Origin of the sequence: Streptomyces sp. NPDC058697, from assembly GCF_042715345.1 — a bacterium.
Lineage (GTDB): Bacteria > Actinomycetota > Actinomycetes > Streptomycetales > Streptomycetaceae > Streptomyces > Streptomyces liliifuscus.
In genome coordinates, this window is sequence record NZ_JBHXSU010000001.1 from 423892 (window position 1) to 445618 (window position 21727).

Consider the following 21727-nt stretch of genomic DNA (forward strand, 5'->3'; position numbering starts at 1 on the left):
TGTCCGGCAGTCCCTCGATCGTCACACCCGCATGCGGTGATCCTTGTCGCTCGGCTCCAGTGTGACGCCGGGACGGGCCGCGGACACAGGCGGGGTATGGAGAGCAACACTGTCACCCCGGCGCTCGCGCCCCCGCGTGCGGGCCGTCGCCCGGGCCTCGCCGCCGTCCGCTGGCTGACCACCACTGACCACAAGACGATCGGTACGTTGTACCTGGTCACGTCGTTCGCGTTCTTCTGCATCGGTGGCGTGATGGCGCTGTTCATGCGCGCCGAGCTGGCCCGTCCGGGCACGCAGATCATGTCGAACGAGCAGTTCAACCAGGCGTTCACGATGCACGGCACGATCATGCTGCTGATGTTCGCGACGCCGCTGTTCGCCGGCTTCACCAACTGGATCATGCCGCTGCAGATCGGCGCGCCCGACGTGGCGTTCCCCCGGCTGAACATGTTCGCCTACTGGCTGTACCTGTTCGGCTCGCTGATCGCGGTCGGCGGTTTCCTCACCCCGCAGGGCGCGGCCGACTTCGGCTGGTTCGCCTACAGCCCGCTCTCCGACGCGGTGCGCTCGCCGGGCATCGGCGCCGACATGTGGATCATGGGTCTGGCGTTCTCCGGCTTCGGCACCATCCTGGGCGCGGTCAACTTCATCACCACCATCATCTGCATGCGCGCCCCCGGCATGACGATGTTCCGCATGCCGATCTTCGTGTGGAACGTGCTGCTCACCTCGGTCCTCGTGCTGCTCGCCTTCCCCGTCCTGGCCGCCGCGCTGTTCGCGCTGGAGGCGGATCGGAAATTCGGCGCACACATCTTCGACGCCGCCAACGGCGGAGCGTTGCTGTGGCAGCACCTGTTCTGGTTCTTCGGGCATCCAGAGGTGTACATCATCGCGCTGCCGTTCTTCGGCATCATCAGCGAGGTCATCCCGGTCTTCTCCCGCAAGCCGATGTTCGGCTACATGGGCCTGATCGGCGCGACCATCGCCATCGCCGGCCTGTCGGTGACGGTGTGGGCGCACCACATGTATGTCACCGGCGGGGTGCTGCTGCCGTTCTTCTCCTTCATGACGTTCCTCATCGCCGTGCCGACCGGGGTGAAGTTCTTCAACTGGATCGGCACCATGTGGAAGGGGTCCCTGTCGTTCGAGACCCCGATGCTGTGGGCGACGGGCTTCCTGATCACCTTCACCTTCGGTGGTCTGACCGGTGTCATCCTGGCCTCGCCGCCGATGGACTTCCACGTCTCGGACTCGTACTTCGTGGTGGCGCACTTCCACTACGTGGTGTTCGGCACGGTGGTGTTCGCGATGTTCTCCGGCTTCCACTTCTGGTGGCCGAAGTTCACCGGCAAGATGCTCGACGAACGCCTCGGCAAGATCACCTTCTGGACGCTGTTCATCGGCTTCCACGGCACCTTCCTCGTCCAGCACTGGCTGGGCACGAACGGGATGCAGCGCCGGATTCCCGACTATCTGGCCGTGGAAGGACTGACGGTCCTCAATACGGTGTCCAGCATCTTCTCCTTCGTCCTCGGGCTGTCCCTGCTGCCGTTCTTCTACAACGTGTGGAAGACGGCGAAGTACGGCAAGAAGGTCGAGGTCGACGACCCGTGGGGTTACGGCCGTTCGCTGGAGTGGGCGACCTCCTGCCCGCCGCCGCGGCACAACTTCGTCGTCCTGCCGCGGATCCGTTCCGAGTCCCCGGCGTTCGACCTGCACCATCCCGAAATCGGTGCCGTGGCCGGGCAGTTGCCTGCGCCGGAGAGGGTCCTGCGGTGACGGCGATGGACGAACGGCCGGTCGATGCGGGGGCGTTGATCCACGAGTTGGAGGGTCATCTTCTGATCGAGGCCACCCGGGGTGAGGGGCGGGCCGAAGCGGGCCGTTTCACCCGGCAGTTCGGGTGGCTGACCGACAGTCAGCGGGTCGAGGTCGAGGAGCGGTTCGCGGAGGTGTACGTGGCGCTTGCGGGGGTTTCGTGGCGGCGGACGGTTCAGCGGGGTGCTGAGTTGCGGGGTGAGTATGAGGGGGCGTATCGGGTGTTGCGTCGGCGGCTGCTTGCGGGGTGGTTGTTTGGGATGGGGCTCCTCAGCGCGGCCGGCGTGGCGGTCCTCTCTCTGGTCCGGCCATGACGTGGTGAGTGTTCCGCTCCGCGGGAGGGTCGTTCGACAGCTGCGGGCCGGCCGTGGCTGGTCGCGCAGTTCCCCGCGCCCCTTACGGGGCGCGCTGTACTGCAGCGGAACTCACCAGTCGCGCTCAGCCGACCCGCTCCGCCAGGAAGTCCTCCCAAGTCCGCTTGCCCACGGTGGTGTTCGTGAAGGAGAGGTTGTCGCCGGCGCGGTACGCGCGGCCGGCCTTTCCCGGTATGCGGACGGGGAGCATGGGGCGGCGCTTGCCGTGGGTCTTCAGGTAGGTGGTGAGGAGGTCGGTCAGGGTGTAGGTCGTTGGGCCGGTCAGGTCGGGGACCAGGCCGGCCGGCCCGGCGAGGGTCAGTTCGACCAGTCGGGCGGCCACGTCACGGGAGTCGACCGGCTGGAAGCGGAGTCCGCCCGGGACCGGGATCACGGGCAGCTTCGCCATCCCCTGTGCCATCTTCAGGACCAGGTCGTGGAACTGGGCGGCCCGCAGTGTCGTCCATGGGATGCCGGAGTCTGCCACGGCGCGCTCGGCGCCCAGCTTGGCCCGGAAGTAGCCGAGCGGGACCGCGTCCGCGCCGGTCACCGAGATGTAGACCAGGTGCCGTACCCCGGCGTCGGACGCGGCCCGCACCAGGTTGCGGGTCGCCTCGTCGTCGCCCTTGGGGCCGCCCGCGAGGTGGAGGACTGTCTCGACTCCGGCCAGCGCGGCCTCGATGCCCTCGCCCTTGAGAAGGTCGGCGGTCACGTACTCGACGCCTTCATCGGATGCGCGGCCGTGCCTGCTGAGGACCCGCACGTCGTGGCCGGCCTCCCGCAGGAGGGGGACGACGTGGCTGCCGAGGGTGCCCGTACCGCCGGTGACCAGGATGGGAGTCGTCATGGTTCCTCCGTAAATCGCTCGGCCCGGGAGTCCGGCTCCCGGTACCTTCGGCTGGGTTTTTGTGGATCTACTGCCATGACCCCGGCCGACGAAGGAATGTGACACGTGAACGAGCTCGACTGGCTGACCGAGGGATTCGAGGAGCACCGGCCCCGGCTGCACGCGATGGCGTACCGGATGCTCGGTTCCGCGAGTGAGGCCGACGACGCTCTTCAGGACGCCTGGCTGCGGGTGGGCCGCCCCGACACCGACGGCGTGGAGAACATCGGCGGGTGGCTGACGACGGTGGTGGCGCGGGTGTGCCTCAACATGCTGCGCTCGCGGGAGCACCGGCGTGAGGAGTCGCTCGAAGCGCAGGAACCCGTTCCGGCCCACGGTCGGGACGACGGGCGCGATCCCGAGGAGGAGGCGCTGCTGGCCGACTCGGTCGGGGTGGCCCTGCTGGTCGTGCTGGACACGCTGTCCCCGGCCGAGCGGCTCTCCTTCGTCCTGCACGACATGTTCGCCGTGCCCTTCGACGAGATCGGCCCGATGCTGGAGCGTTCTCCGGCCGCCGTCCGACAGCTCGCGAGCCGTGCCAGGCGCCGGGTCAAGGGGGCCTCACCGCTGCCCGAGGCCGATCTGGCCCGTCGGCGCCGCGTCGTGGACGCCTTCCTGGCCGCCACCCGCGGCGGGAACTTCGACGCGCTGGTCGCCCTGCTCCACCCGGACGTGGTGCTGCACGCCGACAGGTCGGTCATCCCGACGCCCGAGCCCGTCGTGGTGAGCGGGGCGCGTACGGTCGCCGAGGGCGCGATGGCCGCCACGGGCCGGGCCCGGTTCACCGGTCCCGCGCTGGTGAACGGTTCGGTCGGACTCGCGATGGCTCCGCAGGGGCGGCTCTTCCTGGTGCTCGCCTTCACCATCACGGACGACATGATCACCAGGATCGACGTCGTCGCGGACCCCGACTGCCTCGCCGCACTGGAGCTCGCGGTGCTCGACGACTGACGACGGTAGGGCGCGTCGGCGTAGGGACCCTATGACCCGTACGGCACGGGCCGGCGCGGGTCGGGACGGGGCGGGCACGAGGTCACCGACCGGTCGGCCGGAGGAAACCGAAGCACCGTGAGCCGTTGGCGCCCTGACCCGCAGGTCAGGGCGCCGCGGCCCCGGCGACGGCCCTCTACGCCACCGTGACGTGCACCGTCATCTCGTCGGCCCCGGGGGTGCCCACCGTCTCGATCGTGACCCCGGTCCAGGTGCCCTGGGGCAGGTTCAGGGCGGGAGCCGTTTTCTCGCCGACGGTGGTGTTGTCCTTGAACGGGTACAGGTCGTCGCTGTCACCGCGGTTGCCCCGGCCGAACATCCGGGAGAGGTCGCCGCGGCCGTCCGCCTGGAGGAGTTCGATGGCCAGGTTCTGTTCGTCGTTGACGTTGTCGATCGATTCGTCGACGACGTAGACGGCGATCCCCTCGTCGGGCAGGAAGGCGTCCTGGCCGCGACGGCGGCGGTACTCGACGAGTATGTACTGGCTGTCGGACATGGTCGCGGGGTTCTGGATGAACACCGCTTCGCCGTCCTCGGCGGCGGGCCGCAGCCTGATGTCCCGGGTGGTCTTGTTCACCACCTGGGGCTCGATCCAGCCGTGGAACATACGCAGCATGGCGGTCGGGAAGACCGGGGTCAGACCGCCGTTGCCCCATGAACCGCCAGCCATCAGGCAGTAGTTGCCGAGTCCGGCCGAGCGGGTCAGCTGCTGCTGGCCGGTGTCGTAGTAGTCGGCCCAGCGTGCCGCGAGGTGGCCCCACTCATGGGCGCAGACGCCGACGGCACTGTCCTCGGGGACGGTCAGGAAGGTGCGCGCGGACAGGCCCGGAGCGACCTCGACGCCGCCGGGGATCGTCCACTTGAGGCTCCACAGGTCACCGCGCTGGGTCGTCTGCTCGGCGCCGCGTCCGGCGTGGATGACGAACAGGGCGGTGACGACTCCCTCGTCGAGTGCGTCGAAGGAGGTGAAGTCGACTCCGGCGTCGCGGGCCGCCAGTACGGCGTCGCGCGCCAACCCCTGTGAGTTGCGCGGGAAGTTGGCGTTCATGCCGGAGTTGCCGTCGGCGTAGAAGGACAGCGGCTGCGGCATCCGGAACCAGCCGTGCACCTCACCCTGGACGTCGATTCCGGTGCTCGGTGAGGTGTCGAAGGCGCTGACGTCGCGGTAGAACGAACGCATGCTGCCCGTCGGGAACTCGTCGAGGCCGAAGAGCATGCTGTCGTAGTGGCCGGGGCCGTGGTCGACCTCGTGCGGCTGGTCGGGAAAGTCGACGAGCAGCACCAACGTCCGTATGGTTCCGCGGAGTTGGGACGACGGCCGGGTGATGAGCTGTTTGTCGGTGCTCGGACCCGGGTCGAGGGCTCCGTCGTCGAGGCCGACGAGGTTCTCGCCCCGTCGTCCCGCGCGCCAGACGGTGTAGTACTCCTCGAACGTCGTGTTCCCGGGCAGGCGGCGCTGCTTGAGCAGTTCGAGATAGCGGGCGTACAGCTGCGCCAGGGCCTGGGGCGACAGCGGTACCGGGCAGGCTGCGGCACAGTCGTGGACTGGTCGTACAGGGCTGAGCGTATGACGCATCAGGCACCCCCTTCAGGGGACGAACCCCTCTTGCCGGACACGGAACATCCAGAAAGATCCGGCCGTGCGAAGGCCGTACGCCTTCTAGTAGTTGGGGGTGAGATTAATGTCAACGTCCCCGCGCCCCAAAGGGGCGCGGGGAACTGCGCGACCAGCCACAACGAATCCGCAGCCAACGGACAAAGCTCCCGGCGGAGCCCCTAGTTGAACTCGGACGCCATCCAAGAAGCCAGCTCCGAACGCGCCGCGCTCAGCACCGCGGCGGACGGGGCGGTCGCACCATTGGTGACCAGGGCATAGTGCAGCGTGCCCGAGTCGGGGGCCGTGAGCAGCAGCCGGCGGCTACCGGTGCCGCCCGGCTCGGCCGCCGTGGCGATCGGAGTGGTGCGGGTGTACGCCGGCGGACCGAACACCGTTCCGAGGTCGGAGACCACCGTGGTCGACGCGTTCGGGAAGGACGCCGGGAGGTGCAGTTCCGTCGGCTCGGCGCTGCCGTCGGAGCGCCAGACCTGCAGCGCGTACTGGCCGGAGCCCACCAGCTGCGCGACGTTCGGCAGGGAGCTCGGCACCGGGTTCCACGTCAGCGTCGTGGAACCGTCCCGTGAGCGGTCCTCGAAGGTGAACGCCAGCGAGCGGCCCGCGGTGGCGCTGGGGTAGACGCGGTCGAGCATCCGCGCGTCCTGGCGCAGTACGGCCTTGCCGGAGTCGTCGAGGCGTACCGCGGAGAGGTCCTCGTCGTTCCAGGCGTCTCCCTCGGTCTGCACCTCGTTCGGGTTGTCGTTCATCAGCTCGTGGTGGCGGCCGTTGTAGATGTCCCACTGCCACTGGGAGCCGGACAGGACGGGACCCGAACTCGCCGGTTCCGCCCACCAGTTGGCGCCCTTCACCCGGGAGTCGAGGGCCTGGTACATCGCCTTGTAGACCGTCGGCGCCTTGTCGGAGACGGAGCCGGTGAGCGGGTGTCCGAACTCGCTGATGATGGCCGTCGTCCCGGTGGCCGTGGCCCGGTCGCGGACGGTGCCGAAGTCGCCGACGTACTGGCCGTCCTCGGCCTTGCCCCACATGAAGACGCCGGAGATGGCCTTCTGGTCGTAGAAGTGGGTGTTGAAGACGTAGCGCGAGCCGAGGGTCGCGTCGAGCAGTCCGCCCTCCTGCTTCTGGAAGTCGATGTTGGCGTTCCAGAAGAGGTTCGGCTCGACGAAGGCCGGTTTGGCCTGCCAGCCCGCCGCGTCCATGCGGGCACGGAACTTGACGTAGAACGGCCACAGGACGTCCTTCTCCCACGCCCGGCTGGTCTGGCCCGAGTCGTAGGTGCCCGCGTGCGGCTCGTTCCACGGGTCGAAGCCGACGACGCCCGCGAACTGGGTAGCGGTGAGGTTCTGCTTCACATACGTCATCGTCTTCTGGGCGGTGTCGAGGAAGGCGTCCTGGAGGCCGTACTCGTTGTGCCAGAAGTCGTAAGTGGCCTGTGTCACGGCCGCGTTCGAGGTGATGTTCTGGCCCCAGAACGGGCAGATGCCGCAGTACTCGTCGGGGTAGTCACCGAGGTCGACGGCCCACTTGGGGGCGCCGTCGCCGGTGTACCAGCTGTCCGAGTCGAACAGCCAGCGGGAGTAGAGGTCCTGGTGGAAGTCGGGGTACACGCGGATGCCGGCGTCCAGGAACGCGCGTATCTGGTCGGTGGCGGCGGCCAGGTAGGCCGGGTCCACCTGGCCGCGCGTGGGCTCCGCGTAGGCCCAGGAGAGCAGGAAGCGGACGGAGTTGCCGCCGCCGAGCGCCCGCAGCGCGGTCGCGGACTTCTTGGCGTCCGCGACCGACGCGAATGGGAGGCCGTTGTTCTCCTTGAGTTTCGTCTCGCCGGAGACGTTGTAGCCGCGCAGCACGACCTCGCGGCCGAGGCCGTCGGTGAAGCGGCCGTTCTGGACCGTGAGGGTCGCGGCGGCGGCCGGGTCGAACCACAGATCGTCGGGGAGGGCTGCGGCGGGCTGAGCTCCGGTGGTCGTCAGGAGACCGGTCAGGAGGACGAGGACGCCGAGCAGATGCACACGCAACTTCGACATGCGCACAACAGTCGCGGGTGCCTCTTCGGCCCGTCAAGACTCCTGACTTGAGAGTAAGTCACCTTTTCCGGAATGGAGTTGTGCCGATCACCCGCCGGTCACCCGCCGATTCGCCGCGTCACGTTCAGCAGGTACTCCTTGCGGTTGAGAGGGTTGTGATCGGTACGCGGACGCTCCCGGACCGTGCCGCGCGCGACCGGCGCGTAGTGGTCGAACGCGGCCTCCAGCTCGCCCTCTCCGCTGGTCAGACCCGGTAGCCGTTGTTCGAGGCCGTGCACCTGAGCCGCGGGGATGGCCCCCTCCAGCACACATGACGTGCCCCGCGTCTCCGTCGTCCTGGGCACCGCCCGCAGCCCGGCGAGGACCGGGAGCAGGGCGCCCAGTGTGTCCACCGGGGCCTCCAGGCGGAATCCGTGCATCGGCTCGTACACCTGGCTGCCGGCCTCTCGCAGCGCCTCCATCAGCACGAGCGGGGTGAGGCCTCGGAAGTCCGCTCCCGTGCTCGACATGCTCTTGTCGAAGCCCTGGTGCGCATGGCTCTGCCGGGGCGAGTAGCCGGAGTGGGTCATGGTGACCGTGCAGTCGGTGACCCGCCAGCCGTGGATTCCCTGGTCCAGGGTCTCCTTCACGGTGTCCTCGACGGCCTTGAAGAAGGCGTACGGCATGGCACCCAGCTCGACCTCCAGGCGGAACTCCACGCCGGAGCCGACCGGCGCCGGGTCGACGCGCAGTCCGACCGTGGCGAGGAACGGGTTGGGTTCCTTGCCGTTGAACTCGACCGCCGTGCCGCTGCCGACGGGCCGCTCGACGCAGATCGTCGTCGTCTCGCGGAAGCCGACGTCGAGGCCGAACTCGTCGGCCAGGGTCGCCTGGACGACCTCCTTCTGCACCTCGCCGTAGAGGGACACGGAGATCTCCCGCCGTGTGTCGTCCAGACGCAGGTTGATCAGCGGGTCCTGCTCGGCGAGCTGGGTGAGTGCGGTGTGCAGGGCGCCCGTGTCGGCGAGGCGGTTCGGCACAACGACGGTTTCGAGAGTCGGCGGAGCGAAGAAGTGCTCGTACGACGGGCGGGGGGCGCCGATGCTGTCGCCGATCCTGATGCCGTCGAGGCCCCACAGCTTGCCGATGCGGCCGGCGGACAGCAGGCCGTCCCTGGCGTCCGAGCCGCGTTCGAAGACACGGACCGCGGTGACCTTGCCTTCCCTGCCGCCTCCGAAGGTCACCCGGTCCCGGGTGCGGAGGGCCCCGGAAAACATCCGCGCGTACGCGACCCGCTCCCCCGCCCGGCCCCGCTCGACCTTGAAGACCGTGCCGGAGACCTGTCCTGCGGTGTCGCTCTCGCCGGCGGGGAGCAGGTCCCTGATGCCGGCGATCAGCTCGTCCACGCCCGCGCCCGTCATGGCGGAGCCGAAGAACACCGGGTGCACGAGGGCACCCCGGGTCTGGTCCGCGAGTGCCGCGCGGAGCAGACCGTCCGGCACTCCGCCCTCGACGTACGCGGTGAGCAGCCGGTCGTCGTGGTCGGCCAGCACGTCGAGCGCGTCCGGGGCGATCCCCGGGACGAAACGCGCCTCGGGCGTGCCCTGTGCGGCGGTCCGGCCCATCGGGACCACGGCCGGGGTGAGGCGCTCGGTGACGGCCCGGAGCACGGCCTCGTCCCGTGCGCCCCGGCGGTCGATCTTGTTGACGAAGACGAGCGTGGGAACGCGCAGCCGTCGCAGCGTCCGCATCAGGACACGCGTCTGCGCCTGGACGCCCTCCACGGCCGAGACCACGAGCACCGCGCCGTCGAGCACGCTCAGGACCCGCTCCACCTCGGCGATGAAGTCCGGGTGACCGGGTGTGTCGATCAGATTGACCGTGACGTCGTCGATCTCGAACGAGACGACGGCCGACTTGATGGTGATACCGCGCTGTCGTTCCAGCGCGAGGGAGTCGGTCTGGGTGCTGCCGTCGTCGACGCTGCCGATCTCGTCGATGATCCCGACGGTGTGCAGCAGCCGCTCGGTCAGGCTTGTCTTACCGGCGTCTACGTGCGCCAGAATTCCAAGGTTCAGCGTGTGCACCGCTTGTCATGTCCTTTGAAGTGAGGGGGATTCCTTCCTGGGTGGACATGAACGGTGCGCGCATTGCTGCTCCTTGATTCCGGTCGACTGTGCCTCGCGGCTGATCCCTTTCAGTGCATCAGGCCCTGGCAGCTGCGAGCAACGGATTAACGCTCAACAAAGCCTGTCGCGGCACTCGCCCCTCCCGGGACACGGTCCTAGAGTGACGCCCATCACGTCCGGTGGCTGATTTCCCTCGCACCGTTCTCTGGGAGGGCACATGACCCGTATCTCGGTGAAGGTGGACGGCACGACGTACGAGGACGAGGTGGAACCCCGTCTTCTGCTGATCCACTATCTGCGTGACCGGCTGGGTCTGACCGGCACCCCGATTGGCTGCGACACGTCCAACTGCGGGGCCTGCACGGTCGATCTGGACGGCGAGACCGTCAAGAGCTGCTCGGTGCTCACGGTCCAGGCCGACGGGAGCGAAGTGACCACCGTCCAGGGGCTGGCCACGAACGGGGAGTGGCATCCCCTGCAGAAGGCGTTCCACGAGCACCACGCCCTGCAGTGCGGGTACTGCACGCCGGGGATGATCATGGCCGCGCGTGATCTGCTTAGCGAGAATCCGCAGCCGAGCGCGGACGACGTCCGGCATGCGCTGGAAGGCAATCTCTGCCGGTGCACGGGCTATCAGAACATCGTGCGCGCGGTGCTCGCCGCTTCCGGGGCCCCCGAGGCGGATCGGGCTTCCGTGGCTTCTGCGGCTTCCGTGGCTTCTGCGGCTTCCGTGGCTTCTGCGGCTTCCGGCCAGGAGGCAAGGACATGAGCGAGCAGATCACCGAGCGCGAGGTCGGCCGGTCCCGGGCCCGCAAGGAGGACGCCCGGCTTGTCACTGGTCAGACGAACTGGACCGACAACATCAGCGTCAACGGGCTGCTGCATCTGGCCATCCTGCGCAGCCCGATGGCGCACGCCCGCATCGACCGTGTCGACGTGACGCCCGCGCTCCAACGGCCCGGTGTCATCGCCGCGTTCACCGGCCGCGACCTCGCGGAGGGGACGGCCTCGCTGCCGTGCGCCTGGCCGGTGACCGAGGACATCGTGCTGCCGGACCACCCGTCCGTCGCAGTCGACGAGGTGCGGTACGCGGGCGACCCGGTGGCGGTCGTCGTGGCCCGCGACCGGTACGCGGCCGCCGACGCGCTCGAAGCGATCGAGGTCGACTACGAGCCGCTGCCCCCGGTGCTCGATCTGGAGGCCGCGCTCGCCGACGACGCGCCACTGGTCCACTCGGACAAGGGAACCAACCGCTGCTTCGTCTGGCCGCTGGCCACGGGCGAGAACTACGAGACGGTTCGGCAGCGCGCCGATGTCGTCGTGCGCCGCCGCTATCTCCAGCAGCGGCTCATCCCCAACGCCATGGAACCGCGCGCGGTGGTCGTCACCCCGCTGGCCGCATCCGGCGAGTACACGGTGTACTCGGCGACCCAAGTCCCGCACGTCCTGCGGGTGATGCTCTCCATGGTCACCGGCGTCCCCGAGCACAAACTGCGTGTGGTCGCCCCCGACGTCGGCGGCGGCTTCGGCTCCAAGCTCCAGGTGTACGGCGAGGAGGTCATCGCCCTCGACATCGCGCGGCGCCTCGGCCGGCCGGTCAAGTGGACCGAGTCCCGCTCCGAGGGCTACCTCGCCACCCACCACGGGCGCGGCCAGGTCCAGGACATCGAGATCGCCGCGACCCGCGAGGGCAGACTGCTCGGTCTCAAGGTCGACCTGCTCGCCGACATGGGCGCCTATCTGATGCTCGTCACGCCGGGCATTCCGATCCTGGGCGCCTTCATGTATCCGGCGATCTACAAGATGGACGCGTACGACTTCACGTGCACGGGTGTCTTCACGACGCGCACGCCCACAGACGCGTACCGCGGTGCCGGGCGCCCGGAGGCGACGTACGCCATCGAGCGGATCATGGACGAGCTGGCCGTCGAACTCGGCCTGGATCCGGTGGAGTTGCGGCGCCGGAACTGGATCGGGCACGACGAGTTCCCGTACACGTCGGTCTCCGGGCTGACCTACGACAGCGGCAACTACGAGGCCGCCACCGACAAGGCTCTCACTCTCTTCGGGTACGACGAGCTGCGCGCCGAGCAGGCCAAGCGCAACGAGAGCAGCGACTCCGTGCGGCTCGGGATCGGGGTGTCCACGTACACCGAGATGTGCGGGCTCGCGCCGAGCCGGGTGCTGCGGGATCTGCGGTACGCGGCGGGCGGCTGGGAGGCGGCGAGCATCCGTATGCTGCCCACCGGCAAGGTCGAGGTGGTCACCGGGACCAGCCCGCACGGGCAAGGGCACGAGACCTGCTGGAGCCAGATCGCCGCCGATGTGCTCGGGGTGCCCTTCGAGGACGTCGAGGTCGTGCACGGCGACACCAGGTCGGCGCCGCAGGGCATGGACACGTACGGCTCGCGGTCGCTCGTCGTCGGAGGCTCGGCCGTCCATCACGCGGCCCAGAAGGTCGTCGACAAGGCGCGGAGGGTGGCCGCGCATCTGCTGGAGGCCAGCGAGCACGACCTGGAGTTCACGGGCGGCGCGTTCTCCGTGAAGGGGTCGCCCGAGGCGCGGAAGACGATCCAGGAGGTCGCCTTCGAGACGTTCTCCTCGCACGACCTGCCCGATGGCATGGAGCCGACCATCAACGCCGAGCACCTGGTCGACCCGGACAACTTCTCCTACCCGCACGGCACACACCTGTGCGCGGTCGAGGTCGACACGGAGACCGGGCGGACGTCGATCCGTTCGTACGTGTGCGTCGACGACGTCGGCCGGGTCATCAACCCGGTGATCGTCGAGGGACAGGTGCACGGCGGGCTCGCCCAGGGCATCGCGCAGGCGCTGTACGAGGAGGCGGTGTACGACGCCGAGGGCAACCTGGTCTCGGGCACCATGGCCGACTATCTGGTGCCCTCCGCGGTGGATCTGCCCGAGTTCACTACCGGTCGCACGGAGACGCCCGCCACCTCTAATCCCTTGGGGGTGAAGGGAGTTGGCGAGGCCGGGACGATCGCCTCGACGCCCGCCGTCGTCAACGCGATCGTGGACGCGCTCCGGCCGTTGGGCGTCCAGGACATCGCGATGCCCTGCTCGCCGGGGCGGGTCTGGGAGGCCCTTCAGGCCGCTCAGACCAGGGAGGAGACCCGGTCATGATTCCTCCGGCATTCGAGTACGTCAGGCCCGCGAGCGTCGAGGAGGCCGTACGGACGCTCGGCGACGCGGGCGAGGATGCGAAGGTACTGGCGGGCGGGCAGAGTCTGCTGCCGCTGCTGCGGTTGCGGCTCACCTTCCCCGAACTGGTCGTGGACGTCGGCCGGATACCCGGGCTGCGCGGGGTGCGTGAGGACGGCGGCACGCTGGTCATAGGCGCGCTGACCACACACCACGACGTCCTCGCGGATCCGCTGGTACGCCGACACGCGGGCCTCCTCGCGGCCGCCACGGCGACGGTCGGCGACCCCGCGATACGCCATCGGGGCACCCTGGGCGGCTCGCTGGCCCATGCCGACCCCGCGGGTGATCTGCCTGCGGTGGCTCTGGCTCTGGACGCGGAACTGGTCGCGGCGGGGCCCGGTGGCCAACGGACCATCCCCGCACGGGAGTTCTTCGTCGACTACCTCCAGACCTCGTTGCGGCCGGACGAGTTGCTGGTGGAGGTGCGGGTCCCGAAGACCGATGTGGCCGACGGCTGGGGCTTCCGCTACGAGAAGTTCAGCCGGGTGGCACAGGCCTGGGCCGTGGTCGGCGTCGCGGCGCTGGTGCGGCGCGACAACGGGCACATCGCCGAGGCCCGGATCGGTCTCGGCAACATGGGCTCCACTCCACTGCGGGCCACGGCAACCGAGGAGGCACTGGTGGGCGTGGGTCCGGACGGTGTGGCAGGGGCCGCGCGATCAGCGGCCGAGGGAACCCGGCCGACCGGCGACCCGTCCGCCTCACCCGAGTACCGGTCACATCTGGCACGAGTACTCACACGGCGTTCGGTGCTGGCCGCCGCGGGGATGGGGTGAGGAGCCGATCGCAAGCATGGACGGGGCGGGCGCGGAGTCGGGGCCGGGGCCGGGGCCGGGGGCAGGCTCGGAGTCAGGGCTGGGGTCGGGTGCAGGCTCGGGCTCCGGGGCGGGCTCGGGGCCAGGGTCGGGGTCGAGGTCGGGTGCAGGCCCGGGTTCCGGGCCAGGGCCGGAGTCGGAGTCGGGTGCACGCTCGGGCTCCGGGCCGGGGCCGGGGCCGAGGTCGGGTTCCGGGCCGGGCTCGGGCCATGGCGCCTTGCCCGACGGCCAAGTGAGCGCCGACAGGCCCTCCGACGACCCACCGAGCAGCCATGAGGCGTCCCCCGGCGGCCCGGACGGGGGCCGGCCGCCCGAGTCGAGGCCGGGGCCGGGGCCGGGGCCGGGGCCGGGGCCGGGTACAGGCTCAGGTGCCGGGCCCGGCTCAAGCCATGGCGCCTTGCCCGACGGCCAAGTGAGCGCCGACAGGCCCTCCGACGACCGACCGAGCAGCCGTCAGGCGTCCCCCGGCGGCCCGGTCGGGGGCGAGCCTCCCGGTGGCGGGGTCGCCTGGCCGAAGGGGCCCGGGGATGTGCGGGAGCGGCTTGAGGGGACGGGGTATCTCGTCGATGACGGTCTGGCGGTCGCGTGTTTCCTCGCTCTGAGGCTGCGTCGGCCGATCTTCTGCGAGGGGGACGCGGGTGTGGGCAAGACCTCGCTCGCGTCGGCCCTCGCCGCCGCGCTGGACGCTCCACTGATCCGACTTCAGTGCTACGAGGGCATCGACGCCTCGCAGGCGCTGTACGACTGGGACTTCCCACGCCAGTTGCTGCATCTGCGGGCGGCCGAGGCGGCCGGTGTCACCGACGCCGACCGCCTTGAGGGCGAGCTGTACGGACGGCGGTTCCTGGTCGCCCGGCCGCTGCTGCGGGCCCTGGAGACCCAGCCGTGCGTACTGCTCGTGGACGAGATCGACCGTGCCGACGACGAGTTCGAGGCGTTCCTGCTGGAGCTGCTGTCGGAGTACACGGTCACCGTCCCCGAACTGGGCACCCTGCGCGCCGAGTCGCCGCCCGTCGTGGTCCTCACCTCCAACCGGACCCGCGAGGTGCACGACGCGCTGAAGCGGCGCTGCCTCTACCACTGGTTCGACCATCCCGGCTTCGCCCGCGAACTCGCCATCGTGCGAAGGCGGTTGCCGGGTGTGACGGCACGGCTCGCCGAGCAGGTGACCGGCCTCGTACAGGCGCTGCGTACGGAGGATCTGGTGAAGCCGCCGGGAGTCGCGGAGACGATCGACTGGGCGGAGGCCCTGGACGCGCTCGGCGCGACGGAGGTCGACGCGGAGCTGGCGATCTCCACGCTGGGGTCGGTGCTGAAGTACCGGGAGGACCTGGAACGGGCCCGGGGGCTCGATCTGGCGGCACTGCTCGCGGTGCGTGGCGCGTGAGGTGCGTGGGATGTGCGGGGAGCGAGCGGGGCGTGAGGTGACCGGGGCGGAGCGCGGGGCCGGCGTCGAGGACCGCGCCGGGGGGTCCGTCGACGTGCCCGCCGTCCTCGTCGGCTTCGCCCGTGCCCTGCGCGCCGCCGGGGTCGATGCGGGGCCCGACCGCGTGCAGGCCTTCCTCGGCGCGCTCGACGTACTGCGACCGGGGATGCGGTCCGACGTGTACTGGTCGGGGCGGCTGACCCTGTGCGGCAGCCGGGACGATCTGGAGCGGTACGACCGGGTGTTCGCCGCCTGTTTCGGGGGCGCGGAGTCCGAGGGCCGGGGGATGCGGGCCGCTCCCCCGCCGAGGCTGCGGATGACCGTACGGGAGGCGGGGCCCGCTCCCCGTGCGCAGGTCGAGGGCGAGCGGGATGCCGTACCCACGGCGGTCCTCGCGAGCTCCGCCGAGGTGCTGCGGCACCGGGACTTCGCCGGGCTCACCGACGCCGAGCGGGGTCAACTCCGGCGGCTGCTGGCCGCGTTCGCGCTGCGGGGCGAGCTGCGGCGTACCGCCCGGCTGCGTCCGGCCAGGCGCGGGGTCGTCGATCCGCGACGCACTGTGCGGGAGGTGCTGCGGCGGGGTGGCGAGCCCGCGCCGCCCCGGATGCGGGCGCGGGCCGAGCGACCGCGCCGGGTGGTGCTGCTGGTGGACGTGAGCGGCTCGATGGCCGCGTACGCGGACGCGCTGCTGCGGTTCGCGCACGCCGCCGCGCATGCAGCCCCGCACGGCGTCGGCCGGGCGCGTACGGAGGTGTTCACGATCGGGACGCGGCTGACCCGGGTGACCCGCGAGCTGACGCACCGCGACCCCGACACCGCGCTGGCCGCCGTCGCGGCGGCCGTGCCGGACTGGCGCGGCGGCACCCGGCTCGGCGAACTGCTGCGGGGCTTCCTCGACCGGTGGGGGCAGCGGGGTATGGCGCGCGGCGCGGTGGTCGTCGTGCTGTCGGACGGCTGGGAGCGTGGCGATCCCGAGCTGCTCGCGGCCCAGATGCGACGCTTGCACCGGCTGGCGCACCGGGTGATCTGGGCCAATCCGCGCAAGGCCCGTCCCGGCTACGCGCCCCTGGCCGCGGGTATGGCGGCGGCGCTGCCGAGCGTTGACTCATTCGTCGAGGGACACAGTCTGGCCGCGCTGGAACGTCTGGCGGCGGTGGTGAGAGGAGCGGGCGATGCGTGAGATCCTCCCGGCGCTCGGCCGGTGGTACGCGGAGGGGTCGCCGTTCGGTCTCGCCACGGTGGTCGCCGTCAGCCGGAGCGCGCCACGGGATCCGGGCGCCTCCATGGCCGTCGGACCCGGTGACGAGGTCGTGGGCAGCGTCTCCGGCGGCTGTGTCGAGGGCGCCGTCTTCGAGCTGGCCCAGGACGTGGTGGAGACCGGCGAGGCCAGACTCGAAACCTTCGGGTACAGCGACGAGGACGCGTTCGCCGTCGGTCTGACCTGCGGCGGGGAGATCACCCTCCTCGTCCGGCCCGTCACCGCCGCCCTCGATCCGTCCTTCGGGGCGGTCGCGGAGTCGGTGGCCGCGGGCCGCCCGGTGACCGTGGCCACGGTGATCGACGGCCCGGCCCGGCTCGGTGCGACCCTCGCCGTCTGGGAGGACGAGGTGTCGGGCACGCTCGGCACGACAGGCCTGGATGTGGCGGTGACCGCCGACGCCCGGGGCGAACTGGCCCTGGGCGCCACGGGACAGCGGCACTACGGCCCACGCGGTGAGCGGCGCGAGGACGCCGTGACGGTCTTCCTGCACTCCTTCGCTCCCCCGCCACGGATGCTGGTCTTCGGGGCGATCGACTACGCGGCCGCCGTGGCCCGGATCGGCGCCTTCCTCGGCTACCGGGTCACGGTGTGCGACGCACGGCCCGTCTTCGCCACCCCGAAGCGCTTCCCGGCGGGTGTGGAGGTCGTCGTCGAGTGGCCGCACCGCTATCTGCACGCCACCCCGACCGACGAGCGCACGGTGATCTGCGTCCTCACCCACGACCCCAAGTTCGACGTGCCGCTCCTGGAGGAGGCGCTGCGCCGCCCGGCCGCGTACATCGGGGCCATGGGCAGTCGGCGTACGCACGACGACCGGATGAAACGGCTGCGGGACGGCGGGCTGAGCGAGGCCGAACTGGCCCGGCTGCGCTCGCCGGTCGGCCTCGACCTCGGGGCGCGTACGCCCGAGGAGGTGGCCGTGTCCGTCGCCGCCGAGATCGTCGCGCTGCGCTGGGGAGGCAGCGGCGCCCCGCTGATGGCGACGGCCGGGGAGATCCACCCGCGGGTACGGTGACGAGCCACGGCCGTCGCGGCGGCGCCGGTCGTCCCGCGCCTCAGGACCCAGCGCCTCAGGACCCAGCGCCTCAGGACTCGCCGCGTCAGGACTCGTCGCGTCAGATCTCGTCGTGTCAGGTCTCGTCGCGGTGGTCGGCAATGATCGCTTCGAGGTGGCGCAGGGCGGCGGTCACCCGGGCCGGGTCCTCCTGGAAGAAGGGGTCGTCGAGTGCCGGCAGTGATCCGGCGAGCGCCCAGCCGCGTCCGCGTGCCCAGGTGGCGTCGTCGTCGCCGAGCGCCTCGCGGAAGGTGCCGCGCGCCGCGTCGGGCAGGAACTTCCACGCGGGCAGCACGTCGACGGCGGGGTCGCCGACGCCGAGCGTGCCGAAGTCGATGACCGCGCTGAGGTGGCCGTCGACGGACAGCAGGTTGCCCGTCGCGAGGTCGCCGTGGAACCAGACCGGCGGTCCGTCCCAGGCCGGTGCCGCGAGTGCCGTCTCCCACACGGCTGTCACCGCGTCGGTGTCGACCACTCCTTTCAGCTTGGCGATCTTCGGCCGGACCACGGCGTCGGCGGCCAATGAGTCGCGTTCGTCGCCCATGGGCATCCCGCGGAACGCGTTGCTCCACTGCGGTCCCGGCCCGTCGGTGGCGTCGATCTTCCGCAACGCCCTGATGAACTCGGCCAGTTGTCCGGCCGCCCGCACCGGATCCGCGAGCCCCTCGGTGGTCGCCGTCTCGCCCTCCAGCCACCGGTAGACCGACCAGGGAAAGGGATAGCCGTCCCCCGGCACCCCCATCGCGAGCGGTTCGGACACCGTCAGCGGCAGATGCGGGGCGAGCAGCGGCAGCCAGCGGTGCTCCCGCTCCACCTGCCCGACCCAGCGCGGGTAGCGGGGCAGTCGTACGGACAGGACGTTGCCGAGCCGGAAGGTCGCGTTGTCCATTCCTGAGCGGGGCACCGGTGAGATCGGGAGTTCGGCCCACTGGGGGAACTGGACGGCGAGCAGACGGCGGACGAGACCGGCGTCGATGGTCACGTCGTCGTGGGCGTGCGGGTCACCGGATGACAAGGGTCAACTCCTGGGTGCGGACCGGGAAGCGGCCGACCCATCCCATCCGGCGGACCATTCACCGTCCACTGATTTTCGCCGGACCGTCCGCCGTCCGCCGTCAGCCGTCAGCCGTCCGCCGGTTCTCGGGGCGGCAGCCGGTGGAGTCGGACCTCGGTGAGCTCGCCGTTCTTCACCACCGCCGTCATGTACGTGCAGTGCGGCTGGCGTCGGCGGTCGGTGGGCGAGCCCGGGTTGAGAAGGCGCAGACCGGTCGCGGCCGTGGTGTCCCAGGGGATGTGGCTGTGGCCGAAGACCAGGACGTCGAGGTCCGGGAAGCGGGTGGCGCAGCGCGCCTCGCGGCCCTGGGCGGCGCCGGTCTCGTGGACGACTCCGACGCGCAGGCCGGCCAGGTCGGCCCGGGCGATCTCGGGGAGGCGGGCCCTCAGCTCGGGGCCGTCGTTGTTGCCGTACACGCCGATGAACCGGTTCGAGCGGCTCTCCAGGAGGTCGAGGGTGGCGGTGTCCACCCAGTCGCCCGCGTGGATCACGACGTCGGCGCGCGGGAGTTCGGCGAGGAGCGCCGCCGGGAGTTCCTTGGCGCGCTTGGGGAGGTGGGTGTCGGACATCAGGAGGAGGCGCACGTGATCAGCCTAGGACGGGCGGTCCGGGCGGGGGCGGTTCGGCCGGGGGCGGTTCGGTCACGGCGATCTCGGCCCACACCTGTTTGCCGCCGCTGACCGGGACCGTTCCCCAGGTCGCGGAGAGGGCCTCGACGAGGAGGATGCCGCGGCCGCCGGTGGCCTCCCAGCCGATGCTGGTGGGCTTGATGGGCGAACGCGGTGAGGAGTCGGCGACTGCGATGCGCAGGCGGTCGTTGATGAGGGTGAGGTCGAGGCGGACCTGGCCGTCGGTGTGCACGAGGGCGTTGGTGACGAGTTCGGAGACGACCAGGAGGATGGCGTCGGACTCCTCCGTGATGCCCCAGACGCGCAGGGTGCGCCGGGTGAAGCGGCGGGCGTGGCGGACGGCCTCGGGTACGCGCCACACGGTCCAGCTCTCGCGCAGCGGCCGCAGGTCGAGTCCGTCGTAGCGCATGAGGAGCAGGGCCACGTCGTCGCTGCGGTTGGCGCCCGCGAGCAGGGCGTCGGCGACGAGTCCGAGGTGGGCGGGGTCGGCGGCGGACAGTTCGTCGCACAGCCGGTTCAGGCCGTCCTCCATGTCGAGCTCGGAGGACTCGACCAGGCCGTCGGTGGTGAGGGCCACGATGGTGCCGGGCCGCAGCGGCATGGGGCTCATCGGGAAGTCGGCCTGGGTGATGACGCCGAGCGGTGGTCCGCCCTCGGTGACGACGATCTCGGTGGTGCCGTCCGGGTGGCGCAGGACGGGCGGCAGATGTCCGGCGCGTACGCACCAGGCCGTGCCCTCCGCCATATCGACGTCGACGTAGCAGCAGGTGGCGAAGAGGTCGGTCTCCATGTCCATGAGCAGCCGGTTGGCGTGCGAGACGACCACGTCCGGCGGGTGGCCCTCGACGGCGTACGCGCGTAGCGCGGTGCGCATCTGGCCCATGAGGGTGGCGGCCTGGGCGTTGTGCCCCTGGACGTCGCCGATGACGAGGGCGACATGGCTGTCGGGCAGCGGGATCACGTCGTACCAGTCGCCGCCGACCTCCAGGCCCGCAGTGGTGGGCAGATAGCGGGCCACGGCCTCCGCGCCCGGCAGGGGCGGCAGTCTGCGCGGGAGGAGGGTGCGCTGGAGCATGCCGACGAGTTCGTGTTCGGCGTCGAAGGCGTGGGCGCGCATCAGGGCCTGGCCCGCGAGGCCTGCGGAGGCGGTGAGCAGGGCGCGCTCGTCGGGTCCGAAGTCGTGCGGGGTGTCCCAGCCGATGAGGCAGGCGCCGGCCATTCTGCCGCCGGCGGGCAGCGGGAGGATGGCGAGGCCGCCGGGGCCGACCTCGGCGAGTGTGGCCTCCAGCGGGGTTCCGGCCGGCCAGATGGCCGCGCGTCCGTCGCGCAGGGCGGCCGCGAGGGTCGGCATGGTGCGGACGGGCGCGTCGGGCCACTCCGAGCGCCATTCCGAGCGCCAGACCTCGGGCCAGGCCTCCGGTTCGGGCGGGTCCAGGACGGTGACGACGAGTCGGTCGCCCTCCAGTTCGGCCAGGGCGATCCGGTCGGCCTTCAGGGGGCGGCGCAGGGCGGTGACGACGGCCTGGCTGACGTCGTGGACGGTACCGGCGGTGGCGAGGGCCGCGGCGAGGCGCTGGACTCGGGCGACCTCGTTGCCGCCGGAGCGGAGCTTGGAGGCGTCGGCGACGGTGCCCACCAGCCGGGAGGGGCGTCCGTCGGCGGCCGGCAGCAGTCGCGCGCGGAGCCTGAGCCACCTCTGGTCGCCCGAGGGCTGGAGGATGCGGAACTCCAGCTCGCGCTCGCCGATGGACAGGTGGTCGGACTCCACCACGGACATCAGCGAGGGCAGGTCCTCCGGCACGGCCATGCCCAGCAGGGTCTCGACCTTGCCGTCGAACTCGTCGGGGGCGAGGCCGAACAGCTCCAGCATCTCGTCGTCGACCTCGACGCGCCCGGTGTCCATGGCCAGGCTGAACGAACTGCTGGGCAGGTCGTCCGAGTCCGCGGTTCCGGTGGAGGGCGGGAAGGAGACTGCCCCGGCGAGCAGTTCGAGACAGGTGCGGTCCTCGGTGTCGAAGCCGCCCGGGTTCTCGTTCACGGCGATCAGACAGCCACCGCCGCGCGGGTCCGGGGGCAGTGGCAGGGCGGCCAGCCAGAAGTCGCCCGCGGGCATCGGGCGGGCGCCGGGGCGCACGGCGAGCTCTTCGGGACTGAGCCACAGGGGCCGGCCGAGCCGGTAGGCGTCCGCCGCGGGCGAGCCGCCGGAGAGCGGGTAGCTGTCGCGCAGCCCGTACAGGGACCGGGGTACGCCCGCCGCCTCGATCAGACACAGTTGGTCACCGCTGTCGCCCGGCGCGTAGACGGTGGCGAGTGTCGCGCCACTGAACACGAGTGCCTGTTCGAGCACGCTCCGTAGCCGTTCGGGGGCCCCGAGGTCCGCGTGAAGCGTCTTGAGGGCAAGTTCGGTACGCAGCGTTCTCGTTCTGCGTTCCGCAGCGCCCTCACTGACCACGTCCGCAATTACAGCGC

Annotated in this window: 16 protein-coding genes; 9 read left to right on the plus strand and 7 right to left on the minus strand. The window is 70.9% G+C overall.

Annotation, left to right across the window (positions count from 1 at the left end):
• Nucleotides 1-96 precede the first annotated feature (96 nt).
• Both ctaD and ACFWXQ_RS01895 read left to right on the plus strand, forming a co-directional pair.
• Nucleotides 97-1779, plus strand: coding sequence for a cytochrome c oxidase subunit I (gene ctaD, locus ACFWXQ_RS01890; protein WP_386267301.1), 1683 nt, complete (start codon nt 97-99; stop codon nt 1777-1779).
• Nucleotides 1780-1784: 5 nt separating this feature from the next.
• On the plus strand, nt 1785-2132 hold the full coding sequence (locus tag ACFWXQ_RS01895) for a hypothetical protein (protein ID WP_383957319.1): 348 nt from the start codon (nt 1785-1787) through the stop codon (nt 2130-2132).
• Nucleotides 2133-2256: 124 nt separating this feature from the next.
• Here the strand turns inward: ACFWXQ_RS01895 and ACFWXQ_RS01900 are convergent, their stop codons facing one another.
• On the minus strand, nt 2257-3018 hold the full coding sequence (locus tag ACFWXQ_RS01900; RefSeq protein WP_383957316.1) for an SDR family oxidoreductase: 762 nt from the start codon (nt 3016-3018) through the stop codon (nt 2257-2259).
• A gap of 105 nt (nt 3019-3123) precedes the next feature.
• Here ACFWXQ_RS01900 and ACFWXQ_RS01905 point away from each other — a divergent pair, with 105 nt between their 5' ends.
• Nucleotides 3124-4008 (plus strand): sigma-70 family RNA polymerase sigma factor, encoded by an 885-nt coding sequence (locus ACFWXQ_RS01905; protein WP_383957318.1) that lies wholly within the window; start codon nt 3124-3126, stop codon nt 4006-4008.
• Nucleotides 4009-4183: 175 nt separating this feature from the next.
• Here the strand turns inward: ACFWXQ_RS01905 and ACFWXQ_RS01910 are convergent, their stop codons facing one another.
• From ACFWXQ_RS01910 to ACFWXQ_RS01920, 3 genes are all read right to left on the minus strand, one after another.
• Complete coding sequence (locus tag ACFWXQ_RS01910) at nt 4184-5623, minus strand: M6 family metalloprotease domain-containing protein (protein WP_383957453.1); 1440 nt, start codon at nt 5621-5623, stop codon at nt 4184-4186.
• A 200-nt stretch (nt 5624-5823) separates the two neighbouring features.
• Complete coding sequence (locus ACFWXQ_RS01915) at nt 5824-7683, minus strand: cellulase family glycosylhydrolase (protein ID WP_383954350.1); 1860 nt, start codon at nt 7681-7683, stop codon at nt 5824-5826.
• Nucleotides 7684-7781: 98 nt separating this feature from the next.
• Complete coding sequence (locus tag ACFWXQ_RS01920; protein ID WP_383954348.1) at nt 7782-9749, minus strand: GTP-binding protein; 1968 nt, start codon at nt 9747-9749, stop codon at nt 7782-7784.
• Nucleotides 9750-10008: 259 nt separating this feature from the next.
• On the opposite strand from ACFWXQ_RS01920, the gene ACFWXQ_RS01925 reads away from it, so the two are divergent.
• The 6 genes from ACFWXQ_RS01925 to ACFWXQ_RS01950 all read left to right on the plus strand — a co-directional run bounded on the left by ACFWXQ_RS01925 (nt 10009) and on the right by ACFWXQ_RS01950 (nt 17536).
• The gene (locus ACFWXQ_RS01925) at nt 10009-10560 is read left to right on the plus strand and encodes a (2Fe-2S)-binding protein (RefSeq protein WP_386267305.1); all 552 of its coding nucleotides are present in this window, start codon (nt 10009-10011) and stop codon (nt 10558-10560) included.
• Complete coding sequence (locus ACFWXQ_RS01930) at nt 10557-12938, plus strand: xanthine dehydrogenase family protein molybdopterin-binding subunit (RefSeq protein WP_383954344.1); 2382 nt, start codon at nt 10557-10559, stop codon at nt 12936-12938. The genes ACFWXQ_RS01925 and ACFWXQ_RS01930 overlap by 4 nt, the downstream gene beginning before the upstream one ends.
• Nucleotides 12935-13795: an FAD binding domain-containing protein gene (locus ACFWXQ_RS01935; protein ID WP_383954342.1), complete on the plus strand. Its 861-nt coding sequence runs from the start codon at nt 12935-12937 to the stop codon at nt 13793-13795. Before ACFWXQ_RS01930 ends, ACFWXQ_RS01935 begins: the two co-directional genes overlap by 4 nt.
• A 568-nt stretch (nt 13796-14363) precedes the next feature.
• The gene (locus ACFWXQ_RS01940; RefSeq protein WP_383954340.1) at nt 14364-15221 is read left to right on the plus strand and encodes an AAA family ATPase; all 858 of its coding nucleotides are present in this window, start codon (nt 14364-14366) and stop codon (nt 15219-15221) included.
• A gap of 10 nt (nt 15222-15231) precedes the next feature.
• Nucleotides 15232-16440, plus strand: coding sequence for a VWA domain-containing protein (locus tag ACFWXQ_RS01945; RefSeq protein WP_383954338.1), 1209 nt, complete (start codon nt 15232-15234; stop codon nt 16438-16440).
• Complete coding sequence (locus ACFWXQ_RS01950) at nt 16433-17536, plus strand: XdhC family protein (protein ID WP_386267307.1); 1104 nt, start codon at nt 16433-16435, stop codon at nt 17534-17536. The genes ACFWXQ_RS01945 and ACFWXQ_RS01950 overlap by 8 nt, the downstream gene beginning before the upstream one ends.
• Nucleotides 17537-17651: 115 nt before the next feature.
• Here ACFWXQ_RS01950 and ACFWXQ_RS01955 read toward each other — a convergent pair whose 3' ends face one another.
• The 3 genes from ACFWXQ_RS01955 to ACFWXQ_RS01965 form a co-directional block, all read right to left on the minus strand.
• Nucleotides 17652-18590 (minus strand): aminoglycoside phosphotransferase family protein, encoded by a 939-nt coding sequence (locus tag ACFWXQ_RS01955; RefSeq protein ID WP_386267309.1) that lies wholly within the window; start codon nt 18588-18590, stop codon nt 17652-17654.
• A 107-nt stretch (nt 18591-18697) separates the two neighbouring features.
• Nucleotides 18698-19213 carry a metallophosphoesterase family protein gene (locus tag ACFWXQ_RS01960; RefSeq protein WP_383954052.1) on the minus strand — a complete coding sequence of 172 codons (516 nt, stop codon included), beginning with the start codon at nt 19211-19213 and terminating at the stop codon, nt 18698-18700.
• 4 nt (nt 19214-19217) lie between these two features.
• A complete protein-coding gene (locus ACFWXQ_RS01965; protein WP_383954058.1) occupies nt 19218-21719 on the minus strand; it encodes a SpoIIE family protein phosphatase in 2502 nt (833 codons plus the stop codon).
• Between the last annotated feature and the right edge of the window lie 8 nt (nt 21720-21727).

Coding starts and splice junctions, on each gene's coding strand:
- ACFWXQ_RS01895 (WP_383957319.1), top strand. CDS start 1,785: ATGGACGAACGGCCGGTCGATGCGGGGGCGTTGATCCACGAGTTGGAG.
- ACFWXQ_RS01910 (WP_383957453.1), bottom strand. CDS start 5,623: ATGCGTCATACGCTCAGCCCTGTACGACCAGTCCACGACTGTGCCGCA.
- ACFWXQ_RS01915 (WP_383954350.1), bottom strand. CDS start 7,683: ATGTCGAAGTTGCGTGTGCATCTGCTCGGCGTCCTCGTCCTCCTGACC.
- ACFWXQ_RS01900 (WP_383957316.1), bottom strand. CDS start 3,018: ATGACGACTCCCATCCTGGTCACCGGCGGTACGGGCACCCTCGGCAGC.
- ACFWXQ_RS01950 (WP_386267307.1), top strand. CDS start 16,433: ATGCGTGAGATCCTCCCGGCGCTCGGCCGGTGGTACGCGGAGGGGTCG.
- ACFWXQ_RS01930 (WP_383954344.1), top strand. CDS start 10,557: ATGAGCGAGCAGATCACCGAGCGCGAGGTCGGCCGGTCCCGGGCCCGC.
- ACFWXQ_RS01935 (WP_383954342.1), top strand. CDS start 12,935: ATGATTCCTCCGGCATTCGAGTACGTCAGGCCCGCGAGCGTCGAGGAG.
- ACFWXQ_RS01925 (WP_386267305.1), top strand. CDS start 10,009: ATGACCCGTATCTCGGTGAAGGTGGACGGCACGACGTACGAGGACGAG.
- ACFWXQ_RS01945 (WP_383954338.1), top strand. CDS start 15,232: ATGTGCGGGGAGCGAGCGGGGCGTGAGGTGACCGGGGCGGAGCGCGGG.
- ctaD (WP_386267301.1), top strand. CDS start 97: ATGGAGAGCAACACTGTCACCCCGGCGCTCGCGCCCCCGCGTGCGGGC.